The organism is Streptomyces sp. CT34 (assembly GCF_000805335.1).
Taxonomy (GTDB): domain Bacteria; phylum Actinomycetota; class Actinomycetes; order Streptomycetales; family Streptomycetaceae; genus Streptomyces.
In genome coordinates, this window is record NZ_KN708638.1 from 2791830 (window position 1) to 2817082 (window position 25253).

Below are 25253 nucleotides of genomic sequence, written 5' to 3' on the forward strand. Positions count from 1 at the left end.
GTCCGGCCGGACCGGTCACCGCCGGCCGAGGCCCACCGCGACGGCCGCCGGCGGACCTACCGCCGGGCCGCCCGGCGGGCCAGGATCGCCGCCTGCCGCTCGTCGAACTTCCGGGCCTGGCCGTCCAGTCCGCCCATGAACAGCCCCAGCTCCTCCTGCGCCGCCAGCCCGGCCGGGCCCAGCCCGCCGATCTCCAGCACCTTCAGGTAGCGCAGCACGGGCTGGAGCACATCGTCGTGGTGGATGCGCAGGTTGTAGATCCCGCCGAGCGCCATCCGGGCCGCGGCCCGCTCGAACCCGGGCATGCCGTGGCCGGGCATCCGGAAGTTGACGACCACGTCCCGCACCGCGCACATGGTCTGGTCGGGGGCCAGCTCGAAGGCGGCGCCGAGCAGGTTCCGGTAGAAGACCATGTGCAGGTTCTCGTCGGTGGCGATCCGGGCCAGCATCCGGTCGCACACCGGGTCGCCGGAGTGGTGGCCCGTGTTGCGGTGCGAGATCCGGGTGGCCAGTTCCTGGAAGGCGACGTACGCCACCGAGTGCAGCATGCTGTGCCCGTTGTCGGACTCGAAGCCCTCGGACATGTGGGCCATCCGGAACCGCTCCAGCTCGACCGGGTCGACCGCGCGACTGGTGAGCAGGTAGTCGCGCATCACGATGCCGTGCCGGCCCTCCTCCGCGGTCCAGCGGTGCACCCAGGTGCCCCAGGCGCCGTCCCGACCGAAGAGGGTGGCGATCTCGTGGTGGTAGCTGGGGAGGTTGTCCTCGGTGAGGAGGTTGACCACCAGCGCGACCCGGCCGATGTCGGAGACCTTGGACTGCTCGGGGGCCCAGGGCTCGCCGCCCAGCACCCCGTCGAAGTTCCGCCCGTCGCTCCACGGCACGTACTCGTGGGGCATCCACTCCTTGGCGATCTTCAGGTGCCGATTGAGCTCCTTCTCGACGACCTCTTCGAGTGCGTAGAGCAGCTGGGCGTCGCTCCAGGCGGTCTGGCCGAGCTCTCCGTCAGGGCGTGCGGGGGCGATGGTCACGGGGGAACTCCTGGGGACGACGGACCTACGGCTCCGTAGGTTTTGACCTACGGCCCCGTAGGTTACGTCATCGTAGGTACGGCCCGGTTAAACAGATCCCCAATAACAAATCGGTCGAAAAGTACTCAACTGCCGCTCTGTACCCCGTTTTTCACCTGCGGAACTCCGGGCGGGCCGGAGCGGGCCAGGGTGTACGGACGGGGTGGAGCCCTTTCCGGCCCCGGGTACGGCAAAGGGGCGCCCCCGGTCCGGATGGACCGGGGGCGCCCCTTTCGGCGTCTCGGGTGCGGGCGGTCGGCCCGCGGAGTCCGTGCGGTGTCCCGCGGTGGACTCAGCCCTTGGGCTTGGTCTGCTTGCGGGACTTGTCGGTCAGCATGACCAGTCCGGCGATGACCAGGAAGAGCACGACAGGCGCGACGACGTAGAGACCGAGCGTCTGGATCACGCTCAGGCCCGGGCCCGGGTCGTCACCGTCTACGCGGGTGAGCGCAAACGCGGGGGACGACATCAGCAGCAGCAGCGCGGTGCCGGCCGTGACGGTGCCGGCGCGCAGGGCGGTGTTCTTCACGTTCTTGACCTGGTTGCTCACCCCATCAACGTATCGGACGCCTGTCCACTCCGCTCGCCCGGGGTGGCACAGGCCGCATCGCGGCAGGCCGGGGCGGGACGGCGGGCAGGAGGGCGTGGCATCGGTGCGGCGCCACCAGCCGGCGGGGGGGGCCGCCGGGACGGCCGCGGTGTCCGGCCGGGAGCCTGCGCACCCCGGTCCCCTACGGCGCTCGCGGCCGGCGGGACCGGCGGGCTGCGGGAGGGGCGCGGGGGCCGGACGGGGCGCCCCGGACCGTCGCCCACGGCCGATGCGGTGGCAAGGAGGCCGCGCGGCGCAGGCGGTGCAGCTGAGTGACGGCCGGCGCTATCGCTCCACCGCCGCCAACTCCCGCATCAGTGCGTGCAGTCGGGGCGATGCCGCCAGCTGTTCCAGGGTCTGGGGGCGGCCGTCGGGGCCGGCGATCGGGAGGCGCCAGTTCGGGTACTCGTCCCAGGTCCCGGGGAGGTTCTGCGGGCGGCGGTCGCCCACCGCGTCCGGGAGCCAGACGCCGACCATCCGCGCCGGGGTGCGCAGCAGGAAGCGGTGCACGGCCTTGACCGCCGCCTCCTCGTCGCCGGCGCCCTCGGGTAGCAGCCCCCGGCGCACCAACTCGCCCAGCCACTCGCGGAGTTCGTACGCGGCGCGGTGCCGCTCCCGCTCCGGGGGCCCGGCGAGCAGGCCGAGGCGGGCGCGCAGTGCGACGTCCTCGCCGGTCAGCCGGGCGGCGGTGGGCGGCAGATCGTGGGTGGTGACGGTGGCCAGGCAGCCGGCGCGCCACTCCTCGGGGGCGAGGATCCGGGCCACGGCGGCGGCCGGCTCCGCCGCCGGTTCGCCGCCGGGCGGGTCGCCTCCCGGTGGGTCACCGCTCCCGTATTCCCGCTCGAACCACAGCACGGAGGTGCCCAGCACGCCCCGTTCGGCGAGCGCGTCGCGGACGCCGGGTTCGACGGTGCCGAGGTCCTCGCCGATCACCGCCGCGCCCGCCCGGTGGGCCTCCAGGGCCAGTATCGAGAGCATCGCCTCGCCGTCGTAGCGGACGTACGCGCCCTCGGTCGGCGGGCGGCCCTCGGGGACCCACCAGAGCCGGAACAGCCCCATGACATGGTCGATGCGCAGCGCGCCGGCGTGCCGCAGCAGCCCGTTCAGCAGCTCGCGGTACGGGGCGTAGCCGGCGGCGGCCAGCGCGTCCGGGCGCCAGGGCGGCAGGCCCCAGTCCTGGCCGCGGGAGTTGAAGGCGTCGGGCGGTGCGCCGACGGACATCCCGGCGGCGAACGCGTGCCGCTGCGCCCAGGTGTCGGCGCCGGAGGGGTGCACGCCGACGGCGAGGTCGTGCACCAGCCCGATGCCCATCCCGGCTTCCCGGGCGGCCCGTTGGGCGGCGGCCAGCTGCTGGTCGGTGAGCCAGGCGAGCCGGGAGTGGAAGTCGATCCGGTCCAGGAGTTCGGGGCGCAGCCGGGCGGTCTGCGGCGAGCGGGGGTCGCGCAGCCCGGCGGGCCAGCCGCGCCAGTCGGGGCCGTGCCGCTCGGCGAGCGCGCACCAGGTGGCGTGGTCCTCCAGGGCCTGGCCCTGTTCGGCGAGGAAGTCGCAGTACGCGGCGCGCCGCCCCGGGGTGAGCGGGACGGCGCAGAGCAGCTCCAGGGCCTCCTGCTTGAGGGCCCAGACGGCGTCCCGGTCGATCAGCGCGCCGTCGTCGAGGACCGCGGTGCGCAGCGCGCGGGCCCGTACGGCCAGTTCGCCGGCCCGGGTGCGGTCGGCGCCGGTCAACTGGGCGTATTCCGGGATGTGTTCGATGCGCAGGTGGACCGGGTCGGGGAAGCGGCGCGAGGAGGGACGGTAGGGGGACGGGTCGGTGGGCGGTCCGGGGACGGCCGCGTGCAGCGGGTTGAGCTGGAGGAAGCCGGTGCCCAGGGCGCGCCCGGACCAGGCGGCGAGGTCGGCGAGATCGGCGAGGTCGCCCATGCCCCAGGAGTGCCGGGACAGCAGCGAGTAGAGCTGGACGAGGAAGCCGTGGCTGCGGCCGGGCGGTTCGGGGACCCGGTCGGGGGCGACGATCAGGCGGGCGCGGGCGGTGCGGCCGTCGGGGGCGTCGGCGCGGAGTTCGTGGACGCCGAGCGGCAGCCCGGCGAGCGGTGCGGATCCGGGTGTCCCGCCGCGGAACGCGCCGCCGCGGAGCCCGGCGCCGACGATGCCGCCGTCCTCGGTCCGCACCCGCAGGACGGTGCCCTCGGGGAGGCCGGCGAGGTGCGGCGGCCGGCCGTGGCGGGTGGTGACGGTGGGCGGCAGCAGGGCGCGGCCCGCGGTCTCCTCGTAGGCGGTCAGGGCGGTGCGTACGGCGTGCGGCGTGGAGGCGTCGACGTCCAGTGCGGCGAGCACGGCGACGACGGTGTCCTCGGAAACGTGGACGGCCCGGCCCGGCGAGGGTTCGTAGGACGTGGCGATGCCGTGGAGCCGGGCGAGCCGCGCGCGGCCCATGGCTGCTCAGACCTCCATGGACTCCGTGCCCAGCCCGGCGGCGGTGGGCTCGCTGGTCAGCGGGAGTTCGGCGGCGATGGGCACCTCGCTGGTCAGCGGGGCGCTGTCGGCGAGCGGCGGCTCGCTGGTGAGCGGCGGCTCGGCGAAGCTGAAGGAGCCGGAGCCGTCGAGACCGGAGTCGGGGCCGGACACCCCGTCGAAGAGGTCGGGCTCGGCCGGTGCGGCCGCCGGTTTGGTGGCCAGTGCGTCGAGGAGCAACTGAGCGGATGCGGCCACGCGGGCCTCCCGTTCATCGGTAGTGGGACATGTCTGGCCTACCCAGTCGACACGATCGCAGACGTGTCGACCATGCAAACGTGACCCACGTCACACTAGCCGCCGGCAGGCGATTTCGCGGCGGGGAGCGCCGGCGGGCGCACAGAACACGCGGGAAGGGGGTCCGGGAACGCAATTCCTGCGGTGTGCGGTAGTGCACCACCCCCGCCACCCATCGACCACAAAAGGGGCATTACGGAACTTGTCCGGGAGGGCCGCCGCCGGGGGCACGGGGCCTGCGCCGAGGCGCGGTTGACACCTTTACCGGCACAATGGTGGGCTCACCGCCGAAGGTCTGTCCGATCGGGTACCGGCGGGTACGCAACCCCCCGGTTCCCCGCGCCGCGCGCACCACGACCACCAGCCTCCACCGCGGCGACCGCCGGCCGGCCGGACGCTTGTGCGCGCGAGCGCCACGGCGGCCGGGCAGTGGGGACGAAGGGGGCGCCGGCGCGGGCCGGCGAGCACGAGACGGGGAACGAGGAGCGACCGTGCGAGTCCGGGGCGTATGGGGCGGCGGCAGGGCCGGCGCGACGGGCAGGAGGAGCACCCGGGCACGGGTGGCCGGGACCACCGCACTGGCGGCGGCGGTGATCGGCGGTCTGCTGGGCGGCGTACCGAGCGCCCAGGCGGCGCCCGCCGCCCCCGCCGCCGGGACGCCCGACCAGCCGGACCGGCCGGCCGGCGCCGGGCAGCTGCCCGCCGTCTGGCCCCGGCCCCAGTCGCTCCGGCAGCTCGGCACGGCCGTACCGCTCGGCGGGCCGGCCGTCCTGGTGGCCGCGCCGGACACCGACCCGTACGCCCTCGACGTGCTGCGCGGGCTGCTGCGGGACGCCGGGGTGCGGACCGTCCGCCAGGCGGCGCCCGGCGACCGGCTGCCCGCGGACGGGCCGGTGTTCCTCGTCGGCGGCGCCCCGGCGGACGGCGCGCTGCGGGCGCTGCGGGTGCCGGCGCGCGGCGATCTGCCGTCCGGCGGCTACCGGCTCGCCGTCGGCCAGGTCTCCGGACGGGACACCGTCGCGCTGGACGGCGTCGGCGCGGACGGCCTCTTCCACGCCGCGCAGACGCTCCGCCAACTCGTCGCGGACGGCCCCGACGGAGGGCGGCAGCTCGCCTCGGTGGCCGTCCGGGACTGGCCCGCGACGGCGGGCCGGGGCACCACCGAGGGGGTCTACGGGCAGCCGTGGACGCGGGCGCAGCGGCTCGCCCAGCTGGACTTCATGGGCCGTACGAAGCAGAACCAGTACCTGTACGCGCCGGGCGACGACCCCTACCGGCAGGCGCAGTGGCGCGACCCGTACCCGGCCGAGCAGCGCGCCGACTTCCGGGCGCTCGCCGAGCGGGCCCGCGCCAACCACGTGACGCTGGGCTGGGCGGTCGCCCCCGGCCAGGCGATGTGCCTGTCGTCCGAGGAGGATCTGCGGGCGCTGCGCCGCAAGGTGGACGCGATGTGGGCGCTGGGGGTGCGCGCCTTCCAGCTCCAGTTCCAGGACGTCAGCTACAGCGAGTGGCACTGCGGTGCCGACGAGGAGACCTTCGGCACCGGCCCGCAGGCCGCCGCCAAGGCGCAGGCCGGGGTCGCCAACGCGCTGGCCCGGCACCTCGCCGAGCGCCATCCGGGGGCCGCGCCGCTGTCGCTGATGCCGACCGAGTACTACCAGGACGGTGCGACGGCGTACCGCGGTGCGCTGGCGGCGGCGCTCAACGACCGGGTGGAGGTGGCCTGGACGGGCGTGGGGGTGGTGCCGCGGACCATCACCGGAGGGGAACTGTCCGCCGCCCGCCAGGCGTTCGGCCATCCGCTGGTCACCATGGACAACTACCCGGTCAACGACTACGCCCGGGACCGGATCTTCCTCGGCCCGTACACCGGGCGCGAACCGGCGGTGGCCACCGGCTCGGCGGCGCTGCTGGCCAACGCCATGGAGCAACCGGTCGCCTCCCGGATCCCGCTGTTCACCGCCGCCGACTACGCCTGGAACCCCCGCGACTACCGCCCGGCGCAGTCCTGGGACGCGGCCGTCGACGACCTGGCGGGCGCCGACCAGGGGGCCCGTACGGCGCTGCGCACGCTGGCCGGCAACGCGTCCTCGTCGCAGCTGGACCGCGACGAGTCGGCCTACCTCCGGCCGCTGCTGGACCGCTTCTGGAAGACCCGCGAGGCGGCGATCAACCACGGCGGCGAGGGCGGTGACCCGGACTTCGCCGGGGCCGCCGAGGCACTGCGGGCCGCCTTCCGCGCCATGGCCGCCGCACCGAAGGGCCTGAACTCCGACCTGCGGGCCGAAGTCGGGCCGTGGGCCGCGCAGTTGGGCCGCTACGGCAGCGCCGGGGAGCAGGCCGTGGACACCCTGCTGGCGCAGGCGCACGGCGACGGGGACGCGGCCTGGGCGGCACAGCGCGCGGTGCTCCGGCTGCGTACGGAGATCAGGCAGAGCCCGGCCACGGTCGGCACCGGTGTGCTCGGGCCGTTCCTGGACCGGGCGATGGCCGAGGCGGACGCCTGGACCGGCGCCCGCGACACCGTCCCGCGGCCGGCGCGGGGCGCCGATCCGGCGTCGCTGACCGTCCCCTTCCCGCGGGCCCGGCCGCTGTCCGCGGTCACCGCGCTGACCGAGCCGGGCCCGGCCGCGGGCGCGGTCTCCCTGGAGGCGCATGTGCCGGGCAGCGGCTGGCAGCGCCTCGGGCAGCTCTCGGCGACCGGCTGGACGGAATCGCACACGGCCGGGGTGCGCGCCGACGCGGTACGGCTGACCTGGGCGAAGGGCGCCCAGGCGCCGTCCGTGCACGCGCTGACGCCGTGGTTCGACGACACCCCCCGGGCCGGACTGGAGCTGTCCCGCAAGGAGACCGACGCGGAGACCGGCGGCAGCGCCACGGTCGACGCCCGGGTGTTCTCCCACCGCCCGTCCGACGTCCACGACGCGCTCGCGGTCAAGGCCCCCAAGGGCTTCACCGTCCACGCGCCGAAGGAGGTGACCGCGCCCCGCGGCGGCACCGCCACCGTCCCGCTCGCGGTGGACGTCCCCAAGGACGCCCCGTCCGGGACGTACGACATCGCCGTGGGCTTCGCGGGCCAGGAGCGGCATCTGACGGTCCGGGTCTATCCGCCCACCGGCGGCCCCGACCTGGCGCGCGGCGCGGACACCACCTCCTCCGGCGACGAGACCGACGACTTCCCGGCGTCCGCGGCCACCGACGGCGACCCTAAGACCCGCTGGTCCTCCCCCGCCGAGGACAACGCCTGGCTCCAGTTCGCGCTCCCCCGCCCCACCCGCCTGGGCCTGGTGGTCCTCAACTGGCAGGACGCCTACGCCGCCGCCTACCGCATCCAGGTGTCGTCCGACGGCCGCACCTGGCGCACCGCCGCCACGGTCCGCGACGGCAAGGGGGGCCGGGAGGCGATCCGGATGGACGCCAAGGACGCCCGCTTCGTGCGGATCCAGGGGGACAGGCGGGCCACCCGGTTCGGGTACTCGCTGTGGGAGGTGGAGGCGTACGCGGTGACGCCGGGCGGCTGAGCGCCGGCCCGGGGCGCCGGGGAAACGCCGTGGTGGGGGCCGCCAAGGCCCCCACCACGACAAAACCCGGATCTACGCCGATACGGCATCGATCCGGGCCAAGGCGTCATCCGCGCCGTACGGCTGCAAGTAGGGCAGCCAGCGCGGGTCCCTATGGCCCGTGCCGATGATCCGCCACGCCAGTCCTGACGGCGGGGCGGGCTGATGGCGCAGCCGCCAGCCGATCTCGGCGACATGGCGGTCCGCCTTGACGTGATTGCACCGCCGGCAGGCGGCGACGACGTTCTCCCAGGTGTGCTGGCCGCCGCGACTGCGCGGGATGACGTGGTCGACGCTGGTTGCGACGCCACCGCAGTACATACAGCGCCCGCCGTCACGCGCGAACAGCGCCCGGCGGGTCAGCGGAACGGGGCCACGAAAGGGCACTCTCACAAACCGCTTCAAGCGGACCACGCTCGGAGCCGGTATCACACGGGTGGCGCTGTGCATCAGGGCGCCGGACTCCTCGAGGCTGACGGCCTTCTCATTGAGCACGAGGATGAGCGCGCGGCGGAGCGGTACGACGCCGAGCGGCTCGTACGACGCGTTGAGGACCAGGACATGCGGCACGGATGCCTCCTTGTACGCCGGCGGCGCGTGGCTCGCGCCGGGACGATCTCCCCACAGTGTCCCCCGGTGCCTGGTCGGAGCGCCACCATGACCGGGTAACGGGCCGGAGGTGTTTTCCACCACACCGGCGCAGATCCCGCCGGATCCGGCTCTTTCCGGGCGTTCCGGCGCCGTATCGATCGAACACAGGCACGGTCTGCCCCTGTTGCCCCGTTAGTGTGGTGGCCTGTCCGGCCCTTCGGGTGCCACCGCGGCCGGGCCTGCTGTCCCTCACGGAAGGTTCCGCTGTGTACTGGTCCGCTTCGTCGGCCGCCGCCGCGCCGCTGCACACCGCCGCGGCCGGCTCCACCGGCCCCACCTCCCTCGACGAGGCCACCCAGAAGGCCACCAACGCCGCCGGCTGGGTGCAGGCGAACTGGGGGACGTGGGTCACGTCCGCCCTCCAGATCCTGCTGATCCTCGTCATCGCGGTGGTCCTGCGGCATGTGATCCGCCGCACCATCACCAAGCTCATCGAGCGGATGAACCGCACCGCTGCCGCCGCCCAGGGCACCGCGCTGGGCGGGCTGCTGGTCAACGCCGAGCGGCGGCGGCAGCGCTCCGAGGCGATCGGTTCGGTGCTGCGCAGCGTCGCATCCTTCGTGATCATGGGCACGGCGGCGCTGACCGTGCTGTCCGTCCTCCAGATCAACCTGGCCCCGCTGCTGGCCAGCGCGGGGGTCGCCGGTGTCGCGATCGGTTTCGGCGCCCGCAACCTGGTCACCGACTTCCTGTCGGGCGTCTTCATGATCCTGGAGGACCAGTACGGCGTCGGCGACGAGATCGACGCGGGCGTGGCCACCGGTACGGTCATCGAGGTCGGCCTGCGGGTCACCAAGCTGCGCGGCGCCAACGGCGCGATCTGGTACATCCGCAACGGCGAGGTCAAGCGGATCGGCAACCTCAGCCAGGGCTGGTCCACCGCCAGTGTCGACGTACTGATAGCCGCCGACCAGGACCTGGAGCGGGCCCGCGAGGTGATCACCGACGCCGGCGAGGAGATGTCCAGGGCCGAGCCCTGGAACGAGCAGCTGTGGGAGCCGGTGGAGGTGCTCGGCCTGCGCGAGGTCTCGCTGGAGACCGTCACCGTCGCCGTCTCGGCCAAGACCATGCCCGGCAAGTCCGCCGGCGTGGAGCGCGAGCTGCGCTGGCGCATCAAGCACGCGCTGGACGCGGCCGGCATCCACCTCGCACCGCGCCCGGCCGCCGAGGAGGAGGACGCGGCGCCCGCCGACCCGGCCGCCGGGATGACCGCCCCCTCGGCCCTGGGCAACCCGACGTCCCCGCAGTCCATGAAGTCGAACCCGATCCCGCCACCGCAGCTGGAGAAGCCGCAGTCGGAGAAGTAGTCCGGCAGGACAGAGGGGGTGCGATGCACGTCGCGCCCCCTCTGTCCTGCGTACCCTCCCCCGCCTCGTGTGCCGGATGTCGGCGCCGCCGGTCCGTACGGGACGACGCCCCGCGCGGCCGGTGCGCACGACGAGGGACCCGGGGATCCCTCGGGCGGGAGGGGGCGCGCCGGCCGACCACCGGGCGCCCCCTTCGTCATCTCCGGCCCGCGGGACGCCCGTTGCCCGCTCCCGGCTCCGCCGCGGACGGCGCCCCGTGCGCGGCGCGCGGCGGGCGAATCCGCTGCCGAAACCATTGACGCGCCCCTGATGTGCCGCCTACCTTCCCTTCCAGAAATTGGAAGGTTTCCTAACAGACACCGGGTGGGCAGCGACCATGGACGCAGCAGGACAGGGAACTCCGGGCACACCGCGGGTACTCCGGGCGATGAACGACCGGGCCGCGCTGAACCTGCTGGTGTCCCAGGGACCGCTGACCCGCACCCGGATCGGCGAGCTGACCGGCCTGTCGAAACCCACCGCCTCCCAGCTCCTGGCCCGGCTCGCCGCCGCCGGACTGGTGCGCACGACCGGGAACGTCACCGGCCGACCGGGCCCCAACGCCCAGCTGTACGAGGTCAATCCGCTGGCCGCACACGTCGCCGCGCTCGCCGTCGACCCGCTCGGCATCACCGCCGCCGTCGCCGACATCACCGGCCGGGCCCTCGGGGAGGCACGCGTGGGCACCGACGCGGTCGCCGAGGACACCCCGCATCGCACCGCCCACCTGGTGGCCAGGGCCGTCGACGAGGCGCTGCACAAGGCCGGGCTGGACCGCGAGCGGCTGCACCGCGCGGTCATCGGCACGCCCGGCGCGCTCGACCCGCAGACCGGCCGGCTGCGCTACGCCCCCCACCTCCCCGGCTGGCAGTCGCGGGCCCTGAAGGAAGAACTGGCCGCCGTCCTCGGCATCCCCCTCGTCATCGAGAACGACGTCAACCTGGCCGCGGTCGCCGAGCAACACGACGGCGCCGCCCAGGACTTCGACGACTTCGTCCTGGTGTGGGCCGACGAGGGCGTCGGCGCCGCGATCGTACTGGGCGGCCGGCTGCTGCGCGGCGCCACCGGCGGCGCCGGCGAGATCGGCTACATGCCGCTGCCGGGCGCCCCGCTGGCCCGCGGCGGCGACCGCAGCGCCGCCCGGCCGGACGCCGGCGGCGGCTTCCAGCGGCTCGTCGGGGCGCCGAGCGTCATCGAACTGGCCCGGGAATACGGGGCGTCGCAGGTCCGCACCGTCGCCGGAGCGCTGGCGCGGGACGACGTGCGCGCGGAGGTGGCACGGCGGCTGGCGACCGGGCTGGCGGCGATCGTCGCGGTCGTCGACCCGCGGCTGGTGGTGCTCTCCGGCGAGGTCCCGCAGGCCGGCGGCGAGGCCCTGCGCGCCCTGGTCGAGGAGGAGTTCACCGGGCTCGCACTGCCCCGCCCCGAAATCCGCATCAGCGACATCGCGGGCAACCCCATCCTCACCGGCGCCCTCCGCACGGCGCTCGCCGAGGCCCGCGACGCGGTGTTCGACACCGCATGAGCACCGCATGAGCACCGCACGCGCACCCCGTGAGCACCACATGAGCCCCACACGCGGCCGACCGGCCGCCGCCGCACCGCCGTTACCGCCCGGTCCGCACCGCACTCCCCTGCCGCAAAGGATGGCGCCATGCCCCTCCCGCGTCTGCGTACCTGCCTGCCGGCGGCACTGGCCGGCGCCGGACTGCTCCTGACGGGCTGCGCCAACCCCGCCATCGGCAGCGACCGCGACGACCCCACCGCACCGGTCACCCTGAAGTTCTGGCACGGCTGGTCGAACGCGGGCGAGGTGAAAGCCATCGACGACAGCATCGCCCGCTTCGAGAAACTGCACCCCAACATCCGGGTGCGGGCCACCGGAAACGTCACCGACGACACCATGAACCAGGCACTGCGGGCCGGCGGCGACGACGCACCCGACGTCGTCTCGTCGTTCACCACCAACAACGTGGGCCAGTACTGCTCCACCGGAACGTGGGCGGACCTCGACCCCTTTCTCAAGAAGACCGGAGTGGTGAAGGAGAAGGTCTTTCCCCGACCGCTCCTCGCCTATACGCAGTACCGCGGAAAACAGTGCGCCCTGCCGCTGCTCGCCGACACCTACGGGCTCTACTACAACAAGGACGCCTTCGAAAAAGCCGGCATCACCCGCCCCCCGCACACCATGTCCGAACTGAAAAGGGACGCCGTCGAACTCACCCGGCGCACCAAGGATGGGTCGTACCGGCAGCTCGGATTCATGCCCAACTTCCGCCTCTACCAGAACAGTCCGGACCGGCTGTTCGCCCAGTGGGGCCCCACCTATTTCGACCGGAACGGCAAGGCAAAGCTGGCGAAGGACCCGGCGGCCAAGGAATTCTTCACCACCCAGCGGGAACTGATCGACGCCCAGGGCGGCTACCGCCCGACGGAGAGGTTCCGCACCACCTTCGGTGACGAGATGTCCTCGCAGAACGCCTTCCTGACCCAGAAGGTGGCCATGCACATGGACGGCGAATGGCGCGGCCTGATGCTGAAGAAGGCCCGTGCGCCGTTCGCCTGGGGCGCCGCGCCGATGCCGGTACCGGACGACCGGGCCGACACCTACGGCCGCGGCTATCTCACCGGAACGGTCGCCGGTATCGCCCACAGCAGCCGGCACCAGAACGCCGCCTGGGAACTGGTGAAATTTCTGACCGTGGACACCGACCAGGTCGTCGCCCTCGCCAACGCCCTCCACAACGTCCCGTCGACCAACGCCGCGCTCACCTCCCCGAAACTGGACGCCGATCCGGCCTTCCGCACCTTCCTCGGCATCACCGCGAATCCGCACAGCACCGCACTGCCGCCGTCCGACAACGGCGGCCAATACGTCACCGCACTCAAGGACTTCGCCTACGACGTCGAAGCCGGAAAGGTCCGCGACCTCGGCGCGGGACTCCGCAGGCTCGACGCACAGATCGACGCCGACAACCTCCAGTCCGAGAACTGACGGAGCGCCCCATGGCAGCCACCACGACCACCGCGCCCGCGCTGCGCCGCAAACGCACCCGCGAACGCCTGCGCATTCTGGGGTTCCTCTCCCCCTGGCTCGTCGGCTTCACGGTCTTCTTCGGATATCCGCTGATCGCCACCGGCTATTTCTCGTTCATGCACTACAACCAGATCGAGCGGCCCGCATTCGTGGGCCTGCGGAACTGGACCTACGTCCTGACCCAGATGCCGCTGTTCGGGCCGGCGCTGTGGAACACGCTCTGGCTGGTCGTGGTGATGGTCGCGCTGCGGGTCGTCTTCGGACTGGGCATCGGCCTCCTCATCACCACGATCAAGTCCGGCGCCGGCTTCTTCCGCACCGCGTTCTACCTGCCGTATCTGGCGCCCCCGGTGGCCGCCACCGTCGCCTTCGTCTTCCTGCTCAACCCGGCGACCGGCCCGGTCAACGCCATCCTCGGCGCCGCCGGCCTCCCCACGCCCTCGTGGTTCAACGACCCCCACTGGGCCAAGCCGTCCCTCGTCCTGCTGTCCCTGTGGGGCATCGGCGACCTGATGGTGATCTTCATGGCGGCGCTGCTCGACGTACCGAAGGAGCAGTACGAGGCCGCCGAGCTGGACGGGGCCGGCGCCTGGGGGAAGTTCCGCTACGTCACCTGGCCGTCGATCACCCCGATCGTGCTGTTCGCGGTGGTCACCGGCGTCGTCCAGACCATGCAGTACTACACCCAGGCACTGGTCGCCGGAAAACTCGCCTCCGGCGTCTCCATCGGGCCCGGCACCGTCATCCAGCCCGGCTACCCGGACCACGCCACGCTCACCGTCCCGCAGCTCGTCTACTCCCTGGGCTTCGAGAACTTCAACACCGGCGCGGCCTGTGCGCTCTCCCTCGTGCTGTTCGCCCTCGCGATGGCCGTCACCACCCTGCTGATGCGCAAGCGCGCCGGCCTGCTCCCGGCGGAGGACTGAACCGCCGTGACGGAGGACCGACCCGTCATGGCGGAGGACCGTCCCGCCGTGACGGTGCACTGACCAGACGAGAAGGACGACTGTCCCGACGTGAAGGAGGACCGACCCGACGTGACCGCCACGACGCTCCCCACGCGCCCCGCCCCGGCCCGCGCGCCCCGCGCCGCCGGCGCCGCCGCGGCCCGCGCCCGCCGCACGCGGCTGCTGCACTGGATCGCCGTCCACTCCGTGGCCCTGGCCGCCGCCCTCTTCTTCCTCCTCCCGTTCGTCTTCGTCTTCCTGACCTCCGTCATGAGCGACGGCCAGGCGATGAGCGGCGAACTGTGGCCGCGCACCTGGCACTGGTCCAACTACGCGACCGTGTTCACCACCCCCGGCTTCCTCGACTGGTGGCGGAACTCCCTGCTCTACGCGGGCCTGGGCACCCTCCTCACCGTCTGCTCGACGGTCCCCGTCGCCCACGCCCTCGCCCGGTTCCGTTTCCGCGGGCGCCGGGTGGCGATGATCCTGGTCATCTCGACGATGATGCTGCCGCCGCAGGTCGTCGTGATGCCCATGTACCTGGTGTGGGCGCAGCAGCTGCACCTCGCCGGCTCCGTCTGGCCGCTGATCATCCCGATGGCCTTCGGCGACGCCTACTCCATCTTCCTGCTGCGGCAGTTCCTGCTGACGATCCCCCAGGAATATCTGGAGTCCGCCAAGGTGGACGGCTGCGGCGAACTGCGCACCCTCCTGCGGATCGTCGTCCCGATGGCCCGCCCCGGCATCGCCGCCATCTCCCTCTTCCAGTTCTTCTTCTGCTGGAACGACTACTTCGGCCCGCAGATCTACGCCGCGCAGAACCCCGCCGCCTGGACGCTCTCCTACGGCCTGGAGTCCTTCAAGAGCGCCCACAACGTCAACTGGAACCTCACCATGGCCGCCACGCTGCTGGTCATGGCCCCCGTCATCGTCGTCTTCTTCTTCGCACAGAAGGCCTTCGTCGAAGGCGTCACGCTCACCGGAGTGAAGGGCTGAAACGGACATGCTGCCACCTTCCGGGGGGCGACCCCCGTACCCCCGCATCAAAATCGCCGTGGTCGGCGGAGGCTCGACCTACACCCCCGAACTCATCGACGGCTTCGCACGGTTGCGTGACGTCCTGCCGCTGGCCGAACTCGTCCTCGTCGACCCCGCCACCGACCGGCTGGAACTGATCGGCGCACTGGCCCGCCGGATCTTCGCCGAACAGGGGCACCCCGGCCGGATCACCTGGACCGACGACCTCGACGCCGGCCTGGACGGCGCCGACGCGGTCCTCCTCCAGCTCCGCGTGGGCGGCCAGGCCGCCCGCAACCAGGACGAGACCTGGCCGCTGGAGTGCGGCTGCGTCGGCCAGGAGACCACCGGCGCCGGCGGCCTCGCCAAGGCACTGCGCACCGTGCCCGTCGTCCTCGACATCGCCGAACGGGTCCGCCGCCGCTGCCCCGACGCCTGGATCGTCGACTTCACCAACCCCGTCGGCATCGTCACCCGGGCGCTGCTCACCCACGGCCACAAGGCCGTCGGACTGTGCAACGTCGCCATCGGCTTCCAGCGCAAGTTCGCCCGACTGCTCGGCGTGGCCCCCGAACAGGTCGCGCTGGAGCACGTCGGCCTCAACCACCTCACCTGGGAACGCGCGGTACGCGTCAACGGCGACGACGTCCTTCCCGAGCTCCTCGCCGCACACGGCGACGCCATCGCCGCCGACCTCCGCATGCCCCGCGCCGTCCTGGACCACCTGGGCGCCGTCCCCTCCTACTACCTCCGCTACTTCTACCAACACGACGCGGTCGTACGGGAGTTGCGCACCAAACCGTCCCGCGCCGCCGAGGTCGCCGCCATCGAACGCCGACTCCTCGACCTGTACGCCGACCCGTCCCTGGCCGAGAAACCGGCCCTCCTCTCCCAACGCGGCGGCGCCTTCTACTCCGAGGCAGCCGTGAACCTGACGTCCTCACTGCTGCGCACGCGCCCGGAGGGGCCCACCCCGGCCGACGGCACCGCCCGGACTCCGGCCCCCGGGTCCGGTGTCACGCACGGCACTGCCGCAACTCCCGGGACTGGTGGCACCCATGGCACGCACGGCGCTTTCGGGACCCCCGGGGCCGGTGACACCTACGGCACGCACGGCACTTTCGAAACCCCCAGGTCCGGTGACACCCACGGCACCCTCGAAACTTCCCGGTCCGGTGACGCCCCTCAGTCCCCGCAGGTTTCCGGGCCCGGTGACGCGCCTCGCGCCTTCCAGGTTCCCGGGTCCGGTGATACCCCTCAGGTCCTGCAGGGTCCCGGGCCCGGTGACACCCCTCAGGCCCCGCAAGTTCCCAGGCCCGGTGACGCCCAGATCGTCAACACCTTCAACAACGGCACGTTTTCGTTCCTGCCGGACGACGCGGTGATCGAGGTCCCGGCGACGGTGACCTCCCGGGGGGCCGCCCCCCTCCCCCTCCGCCCCCTCGCCCCCCTTTTCAGGGGTCTGGTCGCGCATGTCACGGCCTATGAACAACTGGCCCTGGAGGCTGCCCTGAAGGGCGGCCGGGACCGGGTCTTCTCGGCGCTCCTCGCGCACCCCCTCATCGGCCAGCTCGACTACGCGGACCGGCTCACCGACGAGCTGATCGCGCACAACCGGGAGCACCTCACGTGGGCCTGACCGGCACGGCGCTCGCCATCGACGCGGGCAACAGCAAGACCGATGTGGCACTGGTGGCCGTGGACGGCCGGGTCCTCGGCCGGGCCCGCGGCGGCGGCTTCCGGCCCCCGGCGGTCGGCGCCGCCCGCGCGGTGGACGTCCTCGCGCCACTGGTGGCATCGGCACTCGCGCAGGCCGGGCCGACCGGCAGCGGCCCCGTCGACCACATCTCCGCCTTCCTCGCCAACGCCGACCTCCCGGACGAGGTGACCGACCTGACCGCCGAGATCGCCCGCCGCGGCTGGGCCGGCACCGTCGCCGTCCGCAACGACACCTTCGCCCTGCTACGGGCCGGACTCCCGGACGACGGCGAACGGCTGGGCGTCGCGGTGGTCTGCGGCGCGGGCATCAACTGCGCCGGCCTGGGCCGCGACGGGGCCACCGCCCGCTTCCCGTCGGTCGGCCGGATCTCCGGCGACTGGGGCGGCGGCTCCTTTCTCGCCGAGGAGGCGCTGTGGCACGCGGCCCGCGCCGAGGACGGTCGGGGCGCCCCGACCGAACTCGCCCGCGCGCTCCCCGCGCACTTCCGCCTGCGCACCATGCCGGAGCTGATCGAGGCCCTGCATCTCCGGCGGATCCCCGACACCCGGCGCCACGAACTGCCCCCCGTTCTCTTCGATGTCGCCTCGGCCGGCGACTCCCTCGCCCGCGGGATCGTGGCCCGCCAGGCGGAAGAGATCGCCCTCCTGGCCGTCGTCGCCCTGCGGCGCCTCGACCTCCTTTCCGAACCCGTCCCGGTGATCCTCGGCGGCAGCGTGCTGGCGGCCCGCCATCCCCTCCTCCACGATCACCTCACCCACCTGCTCGCGGAGCGGGCACCGAAGGCCGTCCCCCAGGTCGTCACCGCCCCACCCGTGCTCGGCGCGGCGCTCGACGCCCTGGACCGGGCAGGGGTGCGGAAGGAGTCAGGGGCCTATGAGCGGTTGCGGGGGGCCTGGGCGTAGGCAGCTCCCTCGGGTCCAGGTCTCGGGCCGGGGCGCGGGACGGCTGCGCCTGCCGCCCGGGTCCGGTCGGCCGGTGCCCGCCTCAGCCGACATGGACGCAGTCCCCTCGGCCCGTCTCCGTGCGTTCGCCGGGGGCCAGGACGATGTCGGTGGGTGGCGGGGAGTGCTCGCGTTCCGTGACGATGGTGATGTGGTGGTCGGTGTCGTTGATGATGGTGGTGAGAGTGCCGTCGGCGGCGTGAAAGATGGGGTACGTGCCGGTCGGGTTGATGTAGGTCGTGGTCCCGACGGTGAGGAAACCGCTGGCCGTTGGGGTGGGTTCGGGGGTTGCCGGGAGCCCGGCGGGGGACTTGGCGAGCGGGGCGAGGAGTTTGTTCCAGTAGCGCATGGTCGTGTCTCCGATGAGTGGGTCGGGTGGCCTGGCGACCACCTTTCGTTACTCAGCGTAGTCGGTGGAGGGGTGGGCGTCATCGGCGCGCGGGAGTGAATTGAGGGGCGTGGAGGGTGAGTTGCGCGCCCCTTGGCCGGGCGACCCGTGCGGGGACGGCCAGCCACAGCGACGGCCGGGGGCGGACAGCGGATGCAGGCACCGGCGCAGGCGCGAGTGCGGGCGCGGGTGCGGGTGCGGGCACAGGTATGAGGGAAGCGTGCCCGCACCCGGCGGACGGCGATCGGATCGAGGTGCGGACCCACCAGAAGGTCATCCTCCGCTTCCGACCGCCCCCGGCCGTGGAACCGCGCCCGGCGGGTGCGCGTGGTGAGGGGTGAGCGGGCGGGCCGGGTGGGTTGTGGGGCGGATGGCAATCCGAGCAAGATCGGGTCAAGACCGGTGTGGTTGTCAGTGGCGGAGGACATACTGACGGCCGTGCACCCGTGCCCGTGAGCGCTCTCGCGGGTGCCGGGGCGGGGGCCGGGCCCGCAGTCAGCGACCTAGGGGGTGGTTCGTCGGTGTCGTCCACATCGTCCGTGACGTCGGTTTCCGCGGTGCCGTCCGCGGTGCCCGCGCCGGCCGGCGGCGCCCCGGGCTCCGCCGTGCGGCGGCGCAGCGCGTGGGCGGAGGGTCTGGACCGGCTGCGGGCCGCGGCGGTCACGGAGCCGGGCCGGCTGCGGGCGATCGGGGCGGTGCTGGCGCTGCTGGTGCTGTTGTTCGGGACGGCCACGGCCTGGCAGGTGTCGGACCGGTCGGCGGCGGCCGACGACGTGGTGGAGCGGAGCCAGCCGCTGACCGCGGACGCGGCGAGCATCTACCGGTCGCTGGCGGACGCGGACACGACGGCCGCCGGGGGGTTCCTGGCGGGCGGCGCGGGCAGCGCGGCGAGCCGTGCGCGGTATGCGGCGGACATCACGACGGCGTCGAACCTGCTGGTCAAGGCGTCGGCGAACACCCGGGGTTCGGGTTCGCCGGATGCGGCCGGGGTGCAGATCGCCACGCTCAGCAAGCTGCTGCCGCGCTATACGGGGCTGGTCGAGACGGCGCGGGCGAACAACCGGCTGGGGCTGCCGCTGGGCGGCGCGTATCTGCGGTATGCGAACGACCAGATGCGCAAGGAACTCCTCCCGGCGGCCCAGGCGTTGTACGACGCGGAGACGGCACGGCTGTCGGCCGATTACGGGCGGGCGAAGGACTGGCCGTGGTTCGCGCTGGCCGCGGGGGTGGTGGCCATCGGTGCGCTGGTGTGGGCGCAGCGGCGGAACTACCGGCGCACCAACAGGGTGTTCAACCGCGGTCTGCTGGCGGCCACCGCGGCGTCGGCGGCGGTGCTGCTGTGGCTGGTGGCGGGGCATGCAGTGGCGCGTGCGGAGCTGACGCGTTCGTACGAGCACGGTGCCCGGTCGCTGCGGGTGCTCAACGAGGCGCGGATCGACGCCCTTCAGGCGCGCGGGGACGAGAATCTGACGCTGGTGGCGCGCGGTGCGGTGCTGACCGGCGACCAGAAGGACTTCTACGAGGTCGGCTTCCGTGCCGGGATGCGGGATCTGGCGGGCGCCGGCGGGCCGGCGGCCGGCGGCCGGCTGGGGGCGGCGCTGGCGCTGGCGGGCGACGACGCCGGGCGGCGGCCGGTACGCGACGCGGTGGCGGCCGTGCGGGAGTGGCAGGCGCGGCACGCCGCGGCGCGGGAGGCGGACGACAAGGGGGATTACGGGCGGGCGCTGGCGAAGGTGATCGGCTCGGACGCCTCGACGGGGGCGTCGTTCGACCGGGTCGACGCCGGGCTCCAGCAGGCGCTGGTGCATGAGCAGGACAGGTTCCGGTCGGCGGCGGACGGCGGACGCGGGGCGTTCGGCGGACTGGCGGTGGGGGCCGGGGTGCTGGCAGTTCTGGCCGCGGCGGGTGCGGTGCTGGGTATCGGGCGCCGGCTGTCGGAGTACCGGTGATGAGGGCGGGTGAGCCGGGTGGGAGGGACATGAGGATGCGCGCGCGAGGGCTCGGGAATCTGCGTGCCGTCCTGGCGCCGGTCGCGGCCGGGATGTCGGTGATGGCGGTGGCCGCGGCCGTTCTGGTGCCGGCGCTGGGCCGGGACGCCCGGCCGGGCGCTCCGGACGGGGTGCCCGGCCCCCCGGCGGTGCATCACGCCTACGGGCCGGGTACGCCGGCGGCCCGGCCGGCGGCGGCGAAGTGCACGACGGGCAATGCCGCGGAGAGCCTGCGGCCGGCGGCGGACGACGGTCCGGCGGTGGAACGGATCAAGCAGAAGGGCCAGTTGGTCGTCGGCGTCGACCAGAACACCTACCGGTGGGGCTACCGCGACCCCGGTACGGGCCAGCTGGAGGGTTTCGACATCGATCTGGCGCGGGCGATAGCCAAGGACATCCTGGGGCCGGACGCCAAGGTCGTGTTCCAGGCGGTGCCGACCAACCAGCGGATCCCGGCGGTGCAGAAGCGCACCGTCGACATGGTGGTGCGGACGATGACGATCAACTGCGCGCGCAAGGAGCAGGTGGCGTTCTCGACGGCGTACTTCCAGGCGGGGCAGCAGGTGCTGGCGCCCAAGGCGTCGCCGGTGCGGGCGTTCGACGATTCGCTGCGCGGCAAGCGGGTGTGCACGGCGGCCGGTTCGACGGGTGAGGCGGCGCTGGCGGCGCAGAGCCACGGCGCGAAGGTGCTGCGGGTGCCCAACCAACTCGACTGCCTGGTGCGGCTGCAGCTCGGCGAGGCAGACGCGGTGGTCACCGACAGTGCGCTGGCCGCGGCGCAGGCGGCGCAGGATCCGACGGTCGAGTTGAAGGGCAAGCCGTTCACGGACGAGTCGTACGGCGTGGCGATGAACAAGGACGACACGGATCTGGTGCGCCGGGTCAACAAGGTCCTGGACGACTACCGGGGCGGTGGTGCCAACAGCCCCTGGATGCGGGCGTACCGCACGTGGCTGAAGGCCGATCTGCCGGGGATATCGGGACCGCCGTCGCCGGAGTACAGCGACTGACGGCGGGCCCGGAGGGCGGCGGCCGGCGGGTGTGCGGGGGCGCGAAGGGTGGGCAGGGTACCGGCGACGGCCGCCGGCCGCGGCTGATCGCCCCACGGAGCGGCCGAGGGGGTCACTATGGAGGGGCTGGAGCGGGGGAGAGGGAGCGGCAGGACCGACGAGCGACCCAGGCGCACCAACCGCCGTGCACCGTACGCGTATTGGAGAGGTGATCGATGGGGGTCCCTGGACCCTTCCCCGGCTCGGCGGGGAGGCCCGATGCCCCGGTGCTGGACCGGGAGGAGGTGGACCGCGCGCTGGCGCGGCTCGGCGCGGAGTACGAGGCGATCGAGACGTCGCTGCTGGCGTTGCAGGACCATGCCGGCCGGCGGCTCCTGGAGGGCGCCGATCTGTCGGGCACCACCAAGGAGCGCTGGGCCGCCACGGAGCGGTCCATCACGGTGCTGTGGTCGCTGTTCGACGCCTATACGGCGGTGCTGACGGCGGCCCGTGAGCTGCGCGCCCGGCGGCGCTGGCCGTCGGCGGAGGATCTCGCGGAGCTGACGGAGCTGCTGCGGGGCGGCGAGGTGACGGTGCCGGGTGCGGTGGCCGGCAGTCCGGAGGGCGGGCCGGAGGCGCCGGGCGAGCGGCTGCGCCTGGAGGAGCTGGTCGAGCGGATGAACGGGCTGTACGCGCGCTCGCTGGACGTGATCGTGGCGGCGGACGCGGTGTGGTCGGCGCTGCCGGCCCGTATAGACCTGCTGGCCGCCGAGTTGCAGCGGACGCGGTCGCTGGCGCACTCGGTGGGGGTGCGCCCCGGGGAGCATCCGGCCGGCGACGATCTGGAGCGGATCACGGACGAGCTGGTGCGGCTGCGTGCCCAGGTGATCGCGGATCCGCTGGCCTTCTGGGTGTCGTCGTCGACGGGGAGTTCGGCGCCCGGCGGCGGCCGTCCGGACACCACCCGCTACGACCGGGCGGCGCGGGCGCTGGAGGACATCCGGCGCGAGGTGGCGGCGGTGCTGGACGTGCGGCAGGACGCGGAGCGGCGGCTGATGCTGCTGCGGGACGTGCTGTCGCGGGCGGACCGGACGCTGACCGAGGCACGGCAGGCCCGCGGCGAGGTGCTGGCGAAGATCGCCGCGTCGGAGGTGCCGGCGGTCAGCGGCCCGTCGACGGTGCTGCACGAGCAGCTGGCGGCGGCTGCGGAGTACCGCCGCCGGGCGCAGTGGCACCGGCTGTCGCCGCTGCTGGACAGCCTGGAGGAGCGGGCCGAGGACGAACTCCAGCGGGCCCGCGAGTCGTTGACGGCGGTGACCGCCCCGCTGGCGGTGCGCGCCGAGCTGCGCGGCAGGCTGGACGCGTACCGGGCGAGGGTGGCGCGGCACGGGCTGGCGGAGGATCCGCTGCTGGTCGAGCGGTACGACGTGGCGCGGCGGATGCTGTGGAGCGCGCCGTGCGACCTGCGGGCGGCCGAGCAGGCGGTGTGGCGGTATCAGGAGGCGGCGGCGGAGGCGCTGACCCCGGAACAGGTGGACGGCAAGGGGGAGTCGTGACGGAGCGGGACGGGGCGCGGTGCCAGCGGCGGGACTGCGAGGGGCGGTACGAGGACGTCGGCGGCGGCGAACTGTACTGCGACGTCTGCGGGTTGGCGCCGGTGGTCTCGCCCGAGGGGCTGCTGTCGTCGCCGGCCACGAGTGTGACGGCGCGGGCGCTGATCGGGGGTGCGGCGACGGTCGCGGCGCCCCCGCCGACGGGGGTGCGCTCCCCCGGGACGGCCGGCACCCACGCGGCCGGCGACCGCGGCGGTGACGCCTACGGCAGGGACGGCGGCGGTGCCTTGGCGGCATCCGGGCGGTCCGGCGCCGGGCGCCGCTCGCCCGCCCTCACGGGCGGTGATGCGGCCCGGGAGGGATCCGCGGTGTCGGCGCGCGGTTCGGGTCCGGGCGGTGGCGCGGGCACCGGTTCCGGTTCCGGGTCGGCGCGGGGGCGGCTGGGGGCCGGCCTGGTGGCGGTCCCCGTGGTGCCGCGGCCCGATCCCCGGTCGGCGGTGCTGGCGCACCCCGAGGTCCCCGAGCGGAAGCGGTTCTGCAGCCGCGGTGAGTGCGGGGCGCCGGTGGGCCGGGGCCGGGGCGGCGAGCCGGGGTCGACGGAGGGGTTCTGCACCAAGTGCGGCCATCCGTACAGCTTCGTACCCAAGTTGCGTCCCGGGGACGTCGTCCACGACCAGTACGAGGTCGTGGGCTGCCTCGCGCACGGCGGACTGGGCTGGATCTACCTGGCGATGGACCACGCGGTCGACGACCGGTGGGTGGTGCTCAAGGGCCTGCTGGACACCGGCGACGAGGAGGCGCTGGCGGCGGCGGTGTCCGAGCGGCGGTTCCTCGCCGCGATCGAGCACTCCAACATCGTGCGGATCTACAACTTCGTGGAGCACCTGGACCGGGCGACCGGCAGCCGGGACGGCTACATCGTCATGGAGTACGTCGGCGGCAAGTCGCTCAAGGACCTCGCCAACGAGCGGCGCACGCCCCAGGGGAGGCGCGATCCGCTGCCGGTCGAGCAGGCGTGCGCGTACGGCATCGAGGCCCTGGAGGCGCTCGGGCATCTGCACAGCCGCAGGCTGCTGTACTGCGATTTCAAGGTCGACAACGCCATCCAGCAGAACGACCAGCTCAAGCTGATCGACCTGGGCGCGGTGCGCCGGATGGACGATCACGAGAGCCCCATCTACGGCACGATCGGCTACCAGGCGCCCGAGGTCGCCGAACAGGGCCCGTCCGTCGCCTCCGACCTGTACACCGTCGCGCGTACCCTCGCCGTCCTCACCTTCGACTTCCAGGGCTACACCAACGTCTTCGCGGACTCGCTGCCGGACCCCGACAACATCGAGGTGTTCCGGACGTACGAGTCGTTCTACCGGCTGCTGGTGCGCGCCACCGACCCGGACCGGGACCGCCGGTTCAGGTCCGCGGAGGAGATGGCCGAGCAGCTGACCGGCGTACTGCGCGAGGTGGTGGCGCTCCGGACCGGTGAGCAGCGGCCGGCGCTGTCCACCCTCTTCGGGCCGGAACTGCGCGTCGTGGACACCGAGTTGCTGGCGCCGGCGGCGGGCGACGGGTCGCGGCTGGGCGCCCGCGGGGCGCCCCCGGCCGGCGCGGCCGAGGAGCCGGCGGGCGCGTTCGCCGGTCCCGTGCTGCGACCGCTCGACACGGCCGGGGCCGCGCTGGCGCTGCCGGTGCCGCGAGTGGACCCCGACGACCCCAACGCCGGTTTCCTGGCCGGGCTGCACGCCGCCCCGACCGAGCTGCTGGCGGCCCTGCGCGCGGCACCCGCCGACTCCCCCGAGGTCCGGTTCCGTACGCTGCGGGCCCATCTGGAGCTGGGCGACGGCGCGGCGGCGTCGGCGGCCCTGGAGCCCACCGGGGCGGATACCGGCCACGACGACGCGTGGTGGGACGCCGGGAAGCAGGGGGCGGACGCGGACTGGCGGACGGTGTGGCACCGCGGGCTGGTGGCGCTGGCGACCGGCGACCGGGAGGGGGCCGCGCTGGCCTTCGACGCGGTCTACGACGCCTTCCCGGGCGAGCCGGCACCGAAGCTGGCACTGGGCATCAGCGCGGAGCTGCTGGGGCAGTTGGAGAACGCCGCCGAGTACTACCGCCTGGTGTGGGCCGCCGACCGCGGCTACGTCAGCGCCGCGTTCGGGCTGGCCAGGGTGCGGCTGGCGGCCGGCGACCGGGCGGGCGCCGTCGAGGCCCTGGAGTCGGTACCGGAGTCGTCCATCCACTACACGGCCGCCCGGGTCGCCACGGTCCGCGCCCGGCTGCGGGACCGCTCACCGCACGAGGCACTGCTGCCTGATCTGCGGGCCGCGGCCGAACAGGTCGAGGCCCTCGCGGACTTCGGGCTGGACGACCGGCGCCGGGCCCAGCTCGCCACCGAGGTACTGGGCAGCGCCCTGGACTGGGTACTCTCCGGGAGCCACGGCGACGGGCCGGACGGCCGGCCGCCGGACGGTGCCCGCCCGGGTGAACCACCGGACGGCGAACGGCCCGACGGCGAACGGCCGGAGGGAGCCGCCGCGCCGCCCATACCGGCGCAGCGGCCACCGCTGCTCGGCAGCACGCTGGACGAACGCGGCCTGCGGTTCGGGCTGGAGCGGTCGTACCGCCTGCTGGCGCGCCTTGCGCAGCGTGGCGAGGAAAGGATCGAGCTGGTGGAACGGGCCAACCGCTTCCGCCCCAGGACGTGGGTGTGAC

At 73.8% G+C, this 25253-nt stretch carries 18 protein-coding genes; 12 read left to right on the plus strand and 6 right to left on the minus strand.

Translation table 11 applies throughout. The features are described 5' to 3' along the window. Positions 1 to 56: 56 nt before the first annotated feature. From RZ84_RS12315 to RZ84_RS12330, 4 genes are all read right to left on the minus strand, one after another. On the minus strand, positions 57 to 1031 hold the full coding sequence (locus tag RZ84_RS12315; RefSeq protein ID WP_043264360.1) for an acyl-ACP desaturase: 975 nt from the start codon (positions 1029 to 1031) through the stop codon (positions 57 to 59). A gap of 331 nt (positions 1032 to 1362) precedes the next feature. Next, complete coding sequence (locus RZ84_RS12320; protein WP_043264361.1) at positions 1363 to 1620, minus strand: hypothetical protein; 258 nt, start codon at positions 1618 to 1620, stop codon at positions 1363 to 1365. Positions 1621 to 1944: 324 nt separating this feature from the next. Then, the gene (gene malQ, locus RZ84_RS12325) at positions 1945 to 4092 is read right to left on the minus strand and encodes a 4-alpha-glucanotransferase (protein WP_043264362.1); all 2148 of its coding nucleotides are present in this window, start codon (positions 4090 to 4092) and stop codon (positions 1945 to 1947) included. 6 nt (positions 4093 to 4098) lie between these two features. After that, positions 4099 to 4368, minus strand: a complete 270-nt coding sequence (locus RZ84_RS12330; RefSeq protein WP_043264363.1) for a hypothetical protein — start codon at positions 4366 to 4368, stop codon at positions 4099 to 4101. 599 nt (positions 4369 to 4967) lie between these two features. Here RZ84_RS12330 and RZ84_RS12335 point away from each other — a divergent pair. Beyond that, positions 4968 to 7928: a beta-N-acetylglucosaminidase domain-containing protein gene (locus tag RZ84_RS12335; protein ID WP_043264364.1), complete on the plus strand. Its 2961-nt coding sequence runs from the start codon at positions 4968 to 4970 to the stop codon at positions 7926 to 7928. 72 nt (positions 7929 to 8000) lie between these two features. Here the strand turns inward: RZ84_RS12335 and RZ84_RS12340 are convergent, their stop codons facing one another. After that, on the minus strand, positions 8001 to 8537 hold the full coding sequence (locus tag RZ84_RS12340) for an HNH endonuclease (protein WP_018088296.1): 537 nt from the start codon (positions 8535 to 8537) through the stop codon (positions 8001 to 8003). Positions 8538 to 8824: 287 nt separating this feature from the next. Between RZ84_RS12340 and RZ84_RS12345 the strand changes: the two genes are divergently transcribed. The 7 genes from RZ84_RS12345 (at position 8825) to RZ84_RS12375 (ending at position 17587) form a co-directional block, all read left to right on the plus strand. Next, positions 8825 to 9925, plus strand: a complete 1101-nt coding sequence (locus RZ84_RS12345; RefSeq protein ID WP_043264365.1) for a mechanosensitive ion channel family protein — start codon at positions 8825 to 8827, stop codon at positions 9923 to 9925. 427 nt (positions 9926 to 10352) lie between these two features. After that, the gene (locus tag RZ84_RS12350) at positions 10353 to 11489 is read left to right on the plus strand and encodes an ROK family protein (protein ID WP_043264366.1); all 1137 of its coding nucleotides are present in this window, start codon (positions 10353 to 10355) and stop codon (positions 11487 to 11489) included. A gap of 129 nt (positions 11490 to 11618) precedes the next feature. After that, complete coding sequence (locus tag RZ84_RS12355) at positions 11619 to 12959, plus strand: extracellular solute-binding protein (protein WP_043264367.1); 1341 nt, start codon at positions 11619 to 11621, stop codon at positions 12957 to 12959. A gap of 11 nt (positions 12960 to 12970) precedes the next feature. Then, on the plus strand, positions 12971 to 13927 hold the full coding sequence (locus RZ84_RS12360) for a carbohydrate ABC transporter permease (RefSeq protein ID WP_043264368.1): 957 nt from the start codon (positions 12971 to 12973) through the stop codon (positions 13925 to 13927). Positions 13928 to 14038: 111 nt separating this feature from the next. Continuing rightward, on the plus strand, positions 14039 to 14944 hold the full coding sequence (locus RZ84_RS12365; RefSeq protein ID WP_043269720.1) for a carbohydrate ABC transporter permease: 906 nt from the start codon (positions 14039 to 14041) through the stop codon (positions 14942 to 14944). Positions 14945 to 15002: 58 nt separating this feature from the next. Then, positions 15003 to 16604: a family 4 glycosyl hydrolase gene (locus RZ84_RS40995; RefSeq protein WP_241777675.1), complete on the plus strand. Its 1602-nt coding sequence runs from the start codon at positions 15003 to 15005 to the stop codon at positions 16602 to 16604. Continuing rightward, positions 16595 to 17587, plus strand: coding sequence for an N-acetylglucosamine kinase (locus tag RZ84_RS12375; protein WP_043264369.1), 993 nt, complete (start codon positions 16595 to 16597; stop codon positions 17585 to 17587). The genes RZ84_RS40995 and RZ84_RS12375 overlap by 10 nt, the downstream gene beginning before the upstream one ends. Before the next feature lie 82 nt (positions 17588 to 17669). Here RZ84_RS12375 and RZ84_RS12380 read toward each other — a convergent pair whose 3' ends face one another. Continuing rightward, a complete protein-coding gene (locus RZ84_RS12380) occupies positions 17670 to 17975 on the minus strand; it encodes a hypothetical protein (RefSeq protein ID WP_043264370.1) in 306 nt (101 codons plus the stop codon). 596 nt (positions 17976 to 18571) lie between these two features. Here RZ84_RS12380 and RZ84_RS12385 point away from each other — a divergent pair. The 4 genes from RZ84_RS12385 to RZ84_RS12400 all read left to right on the plus strand — a co-directional run bounded on the left by RZ84_RS12385 (position 18572) and on the right by RZ84_RS12400 (position 25252). Further along, positions 18572 to 19963: a hypothetical protein gene (locus RZ84_RS12385; RefSeq protein WP_043264371.1), complete on the plus strand. Its 1392-nt coding sequence runs from the start codon at positions 18572 to 18574 to the stop codon at positions 19961 to 19963. Positions 19964 to 19992: 29 nt separating this feature from the next. Next, a complete protein-coding gene (locus RZ84_RS12390; RefSeq protein WP_043264372.1) occupies positions 19993 to 21012 on the plus strand; it encodes a glutamate ABC transporter substrate-binding protein in 1020 nt (339 codons plus the stop codon). Positions 21013 to 21227: 215 nt separating this feature from the next. Beyond that, positions 21228 to 22547: a hypothetical protein gene (locus RZ84_RS12395; RefSeq protein ID WP_078893714.1), complete on the plus strand. Its 1320-nt coding sequence runs from the start codon at positions 21228 to 21230 to the stop codon at positions 22545 to 22547. Next, positions 22544 to 25252, plus strand: a complete 2709-nt coding sequence (locus tag RZ84_RS12400) for a serine/threonine-protein kinase (RefSeq protein WP_043264373.1) — start codon at positions 22544 to 22546, stop codon at positions 25250 to 25252. Before RZ84_RS12395 ends, RZ84_RS12400 begins: the two co-directional genes overlap by 4 nt. Position 25253 lies beyond the last annotated feature (1 nt).

Coding starts and splice junctions, on each gene's coding strand:
- malQ (WP_043264362.1), bottom strand. CDS start 4,092: ATGGGCCGCGCGCGGCTCGCCCGGCTCCACGGCATCGCCACGTCCTAC.
- RZ84_RS12350 (WP_043264366.1), top strand. CDS start 10,353: ATGAACGACCGGGCCGCGCTGAACCTGCTGGTGTCCCAGGGACCGCTG.
- RZ84_RS12355 (WP_043264367.1), top strand. CDS start 11,619: ATGCCCCTCCCGCGTCTGCGTACCTGCCTGCCGGCGGCACTGGCCGGC.
- RZ84_RS12360 (WP_043264368.1), top strand. CDS start 12,971: ATGGCAGCCACCACGACCACCGCGCCCGCGCTGCGCCGCAAACGCACC.
- RZ84_RS12380 (WP_043264370.1), bottom strand. CDS start 17,975: ATGCGCTACTGGAACAAACTCCTCGCCCCGCTCGCCAAGTCCCCCGCC.
- RZ84_RS12390 (WP_043264372.1), top strand. CDS start 19,993: ATGAGGATGCGCGCGCGAGGGCTCGGGAATCTGCGTGCCGTCCTGGCG.
- RZ84_RS12395 (WP_078893714.1), top strand. CDS start 21,228: ATGGGGGTCCCTGGACCCTTCCCCGGCTCGGCGGGGAGGCCCGATGCC.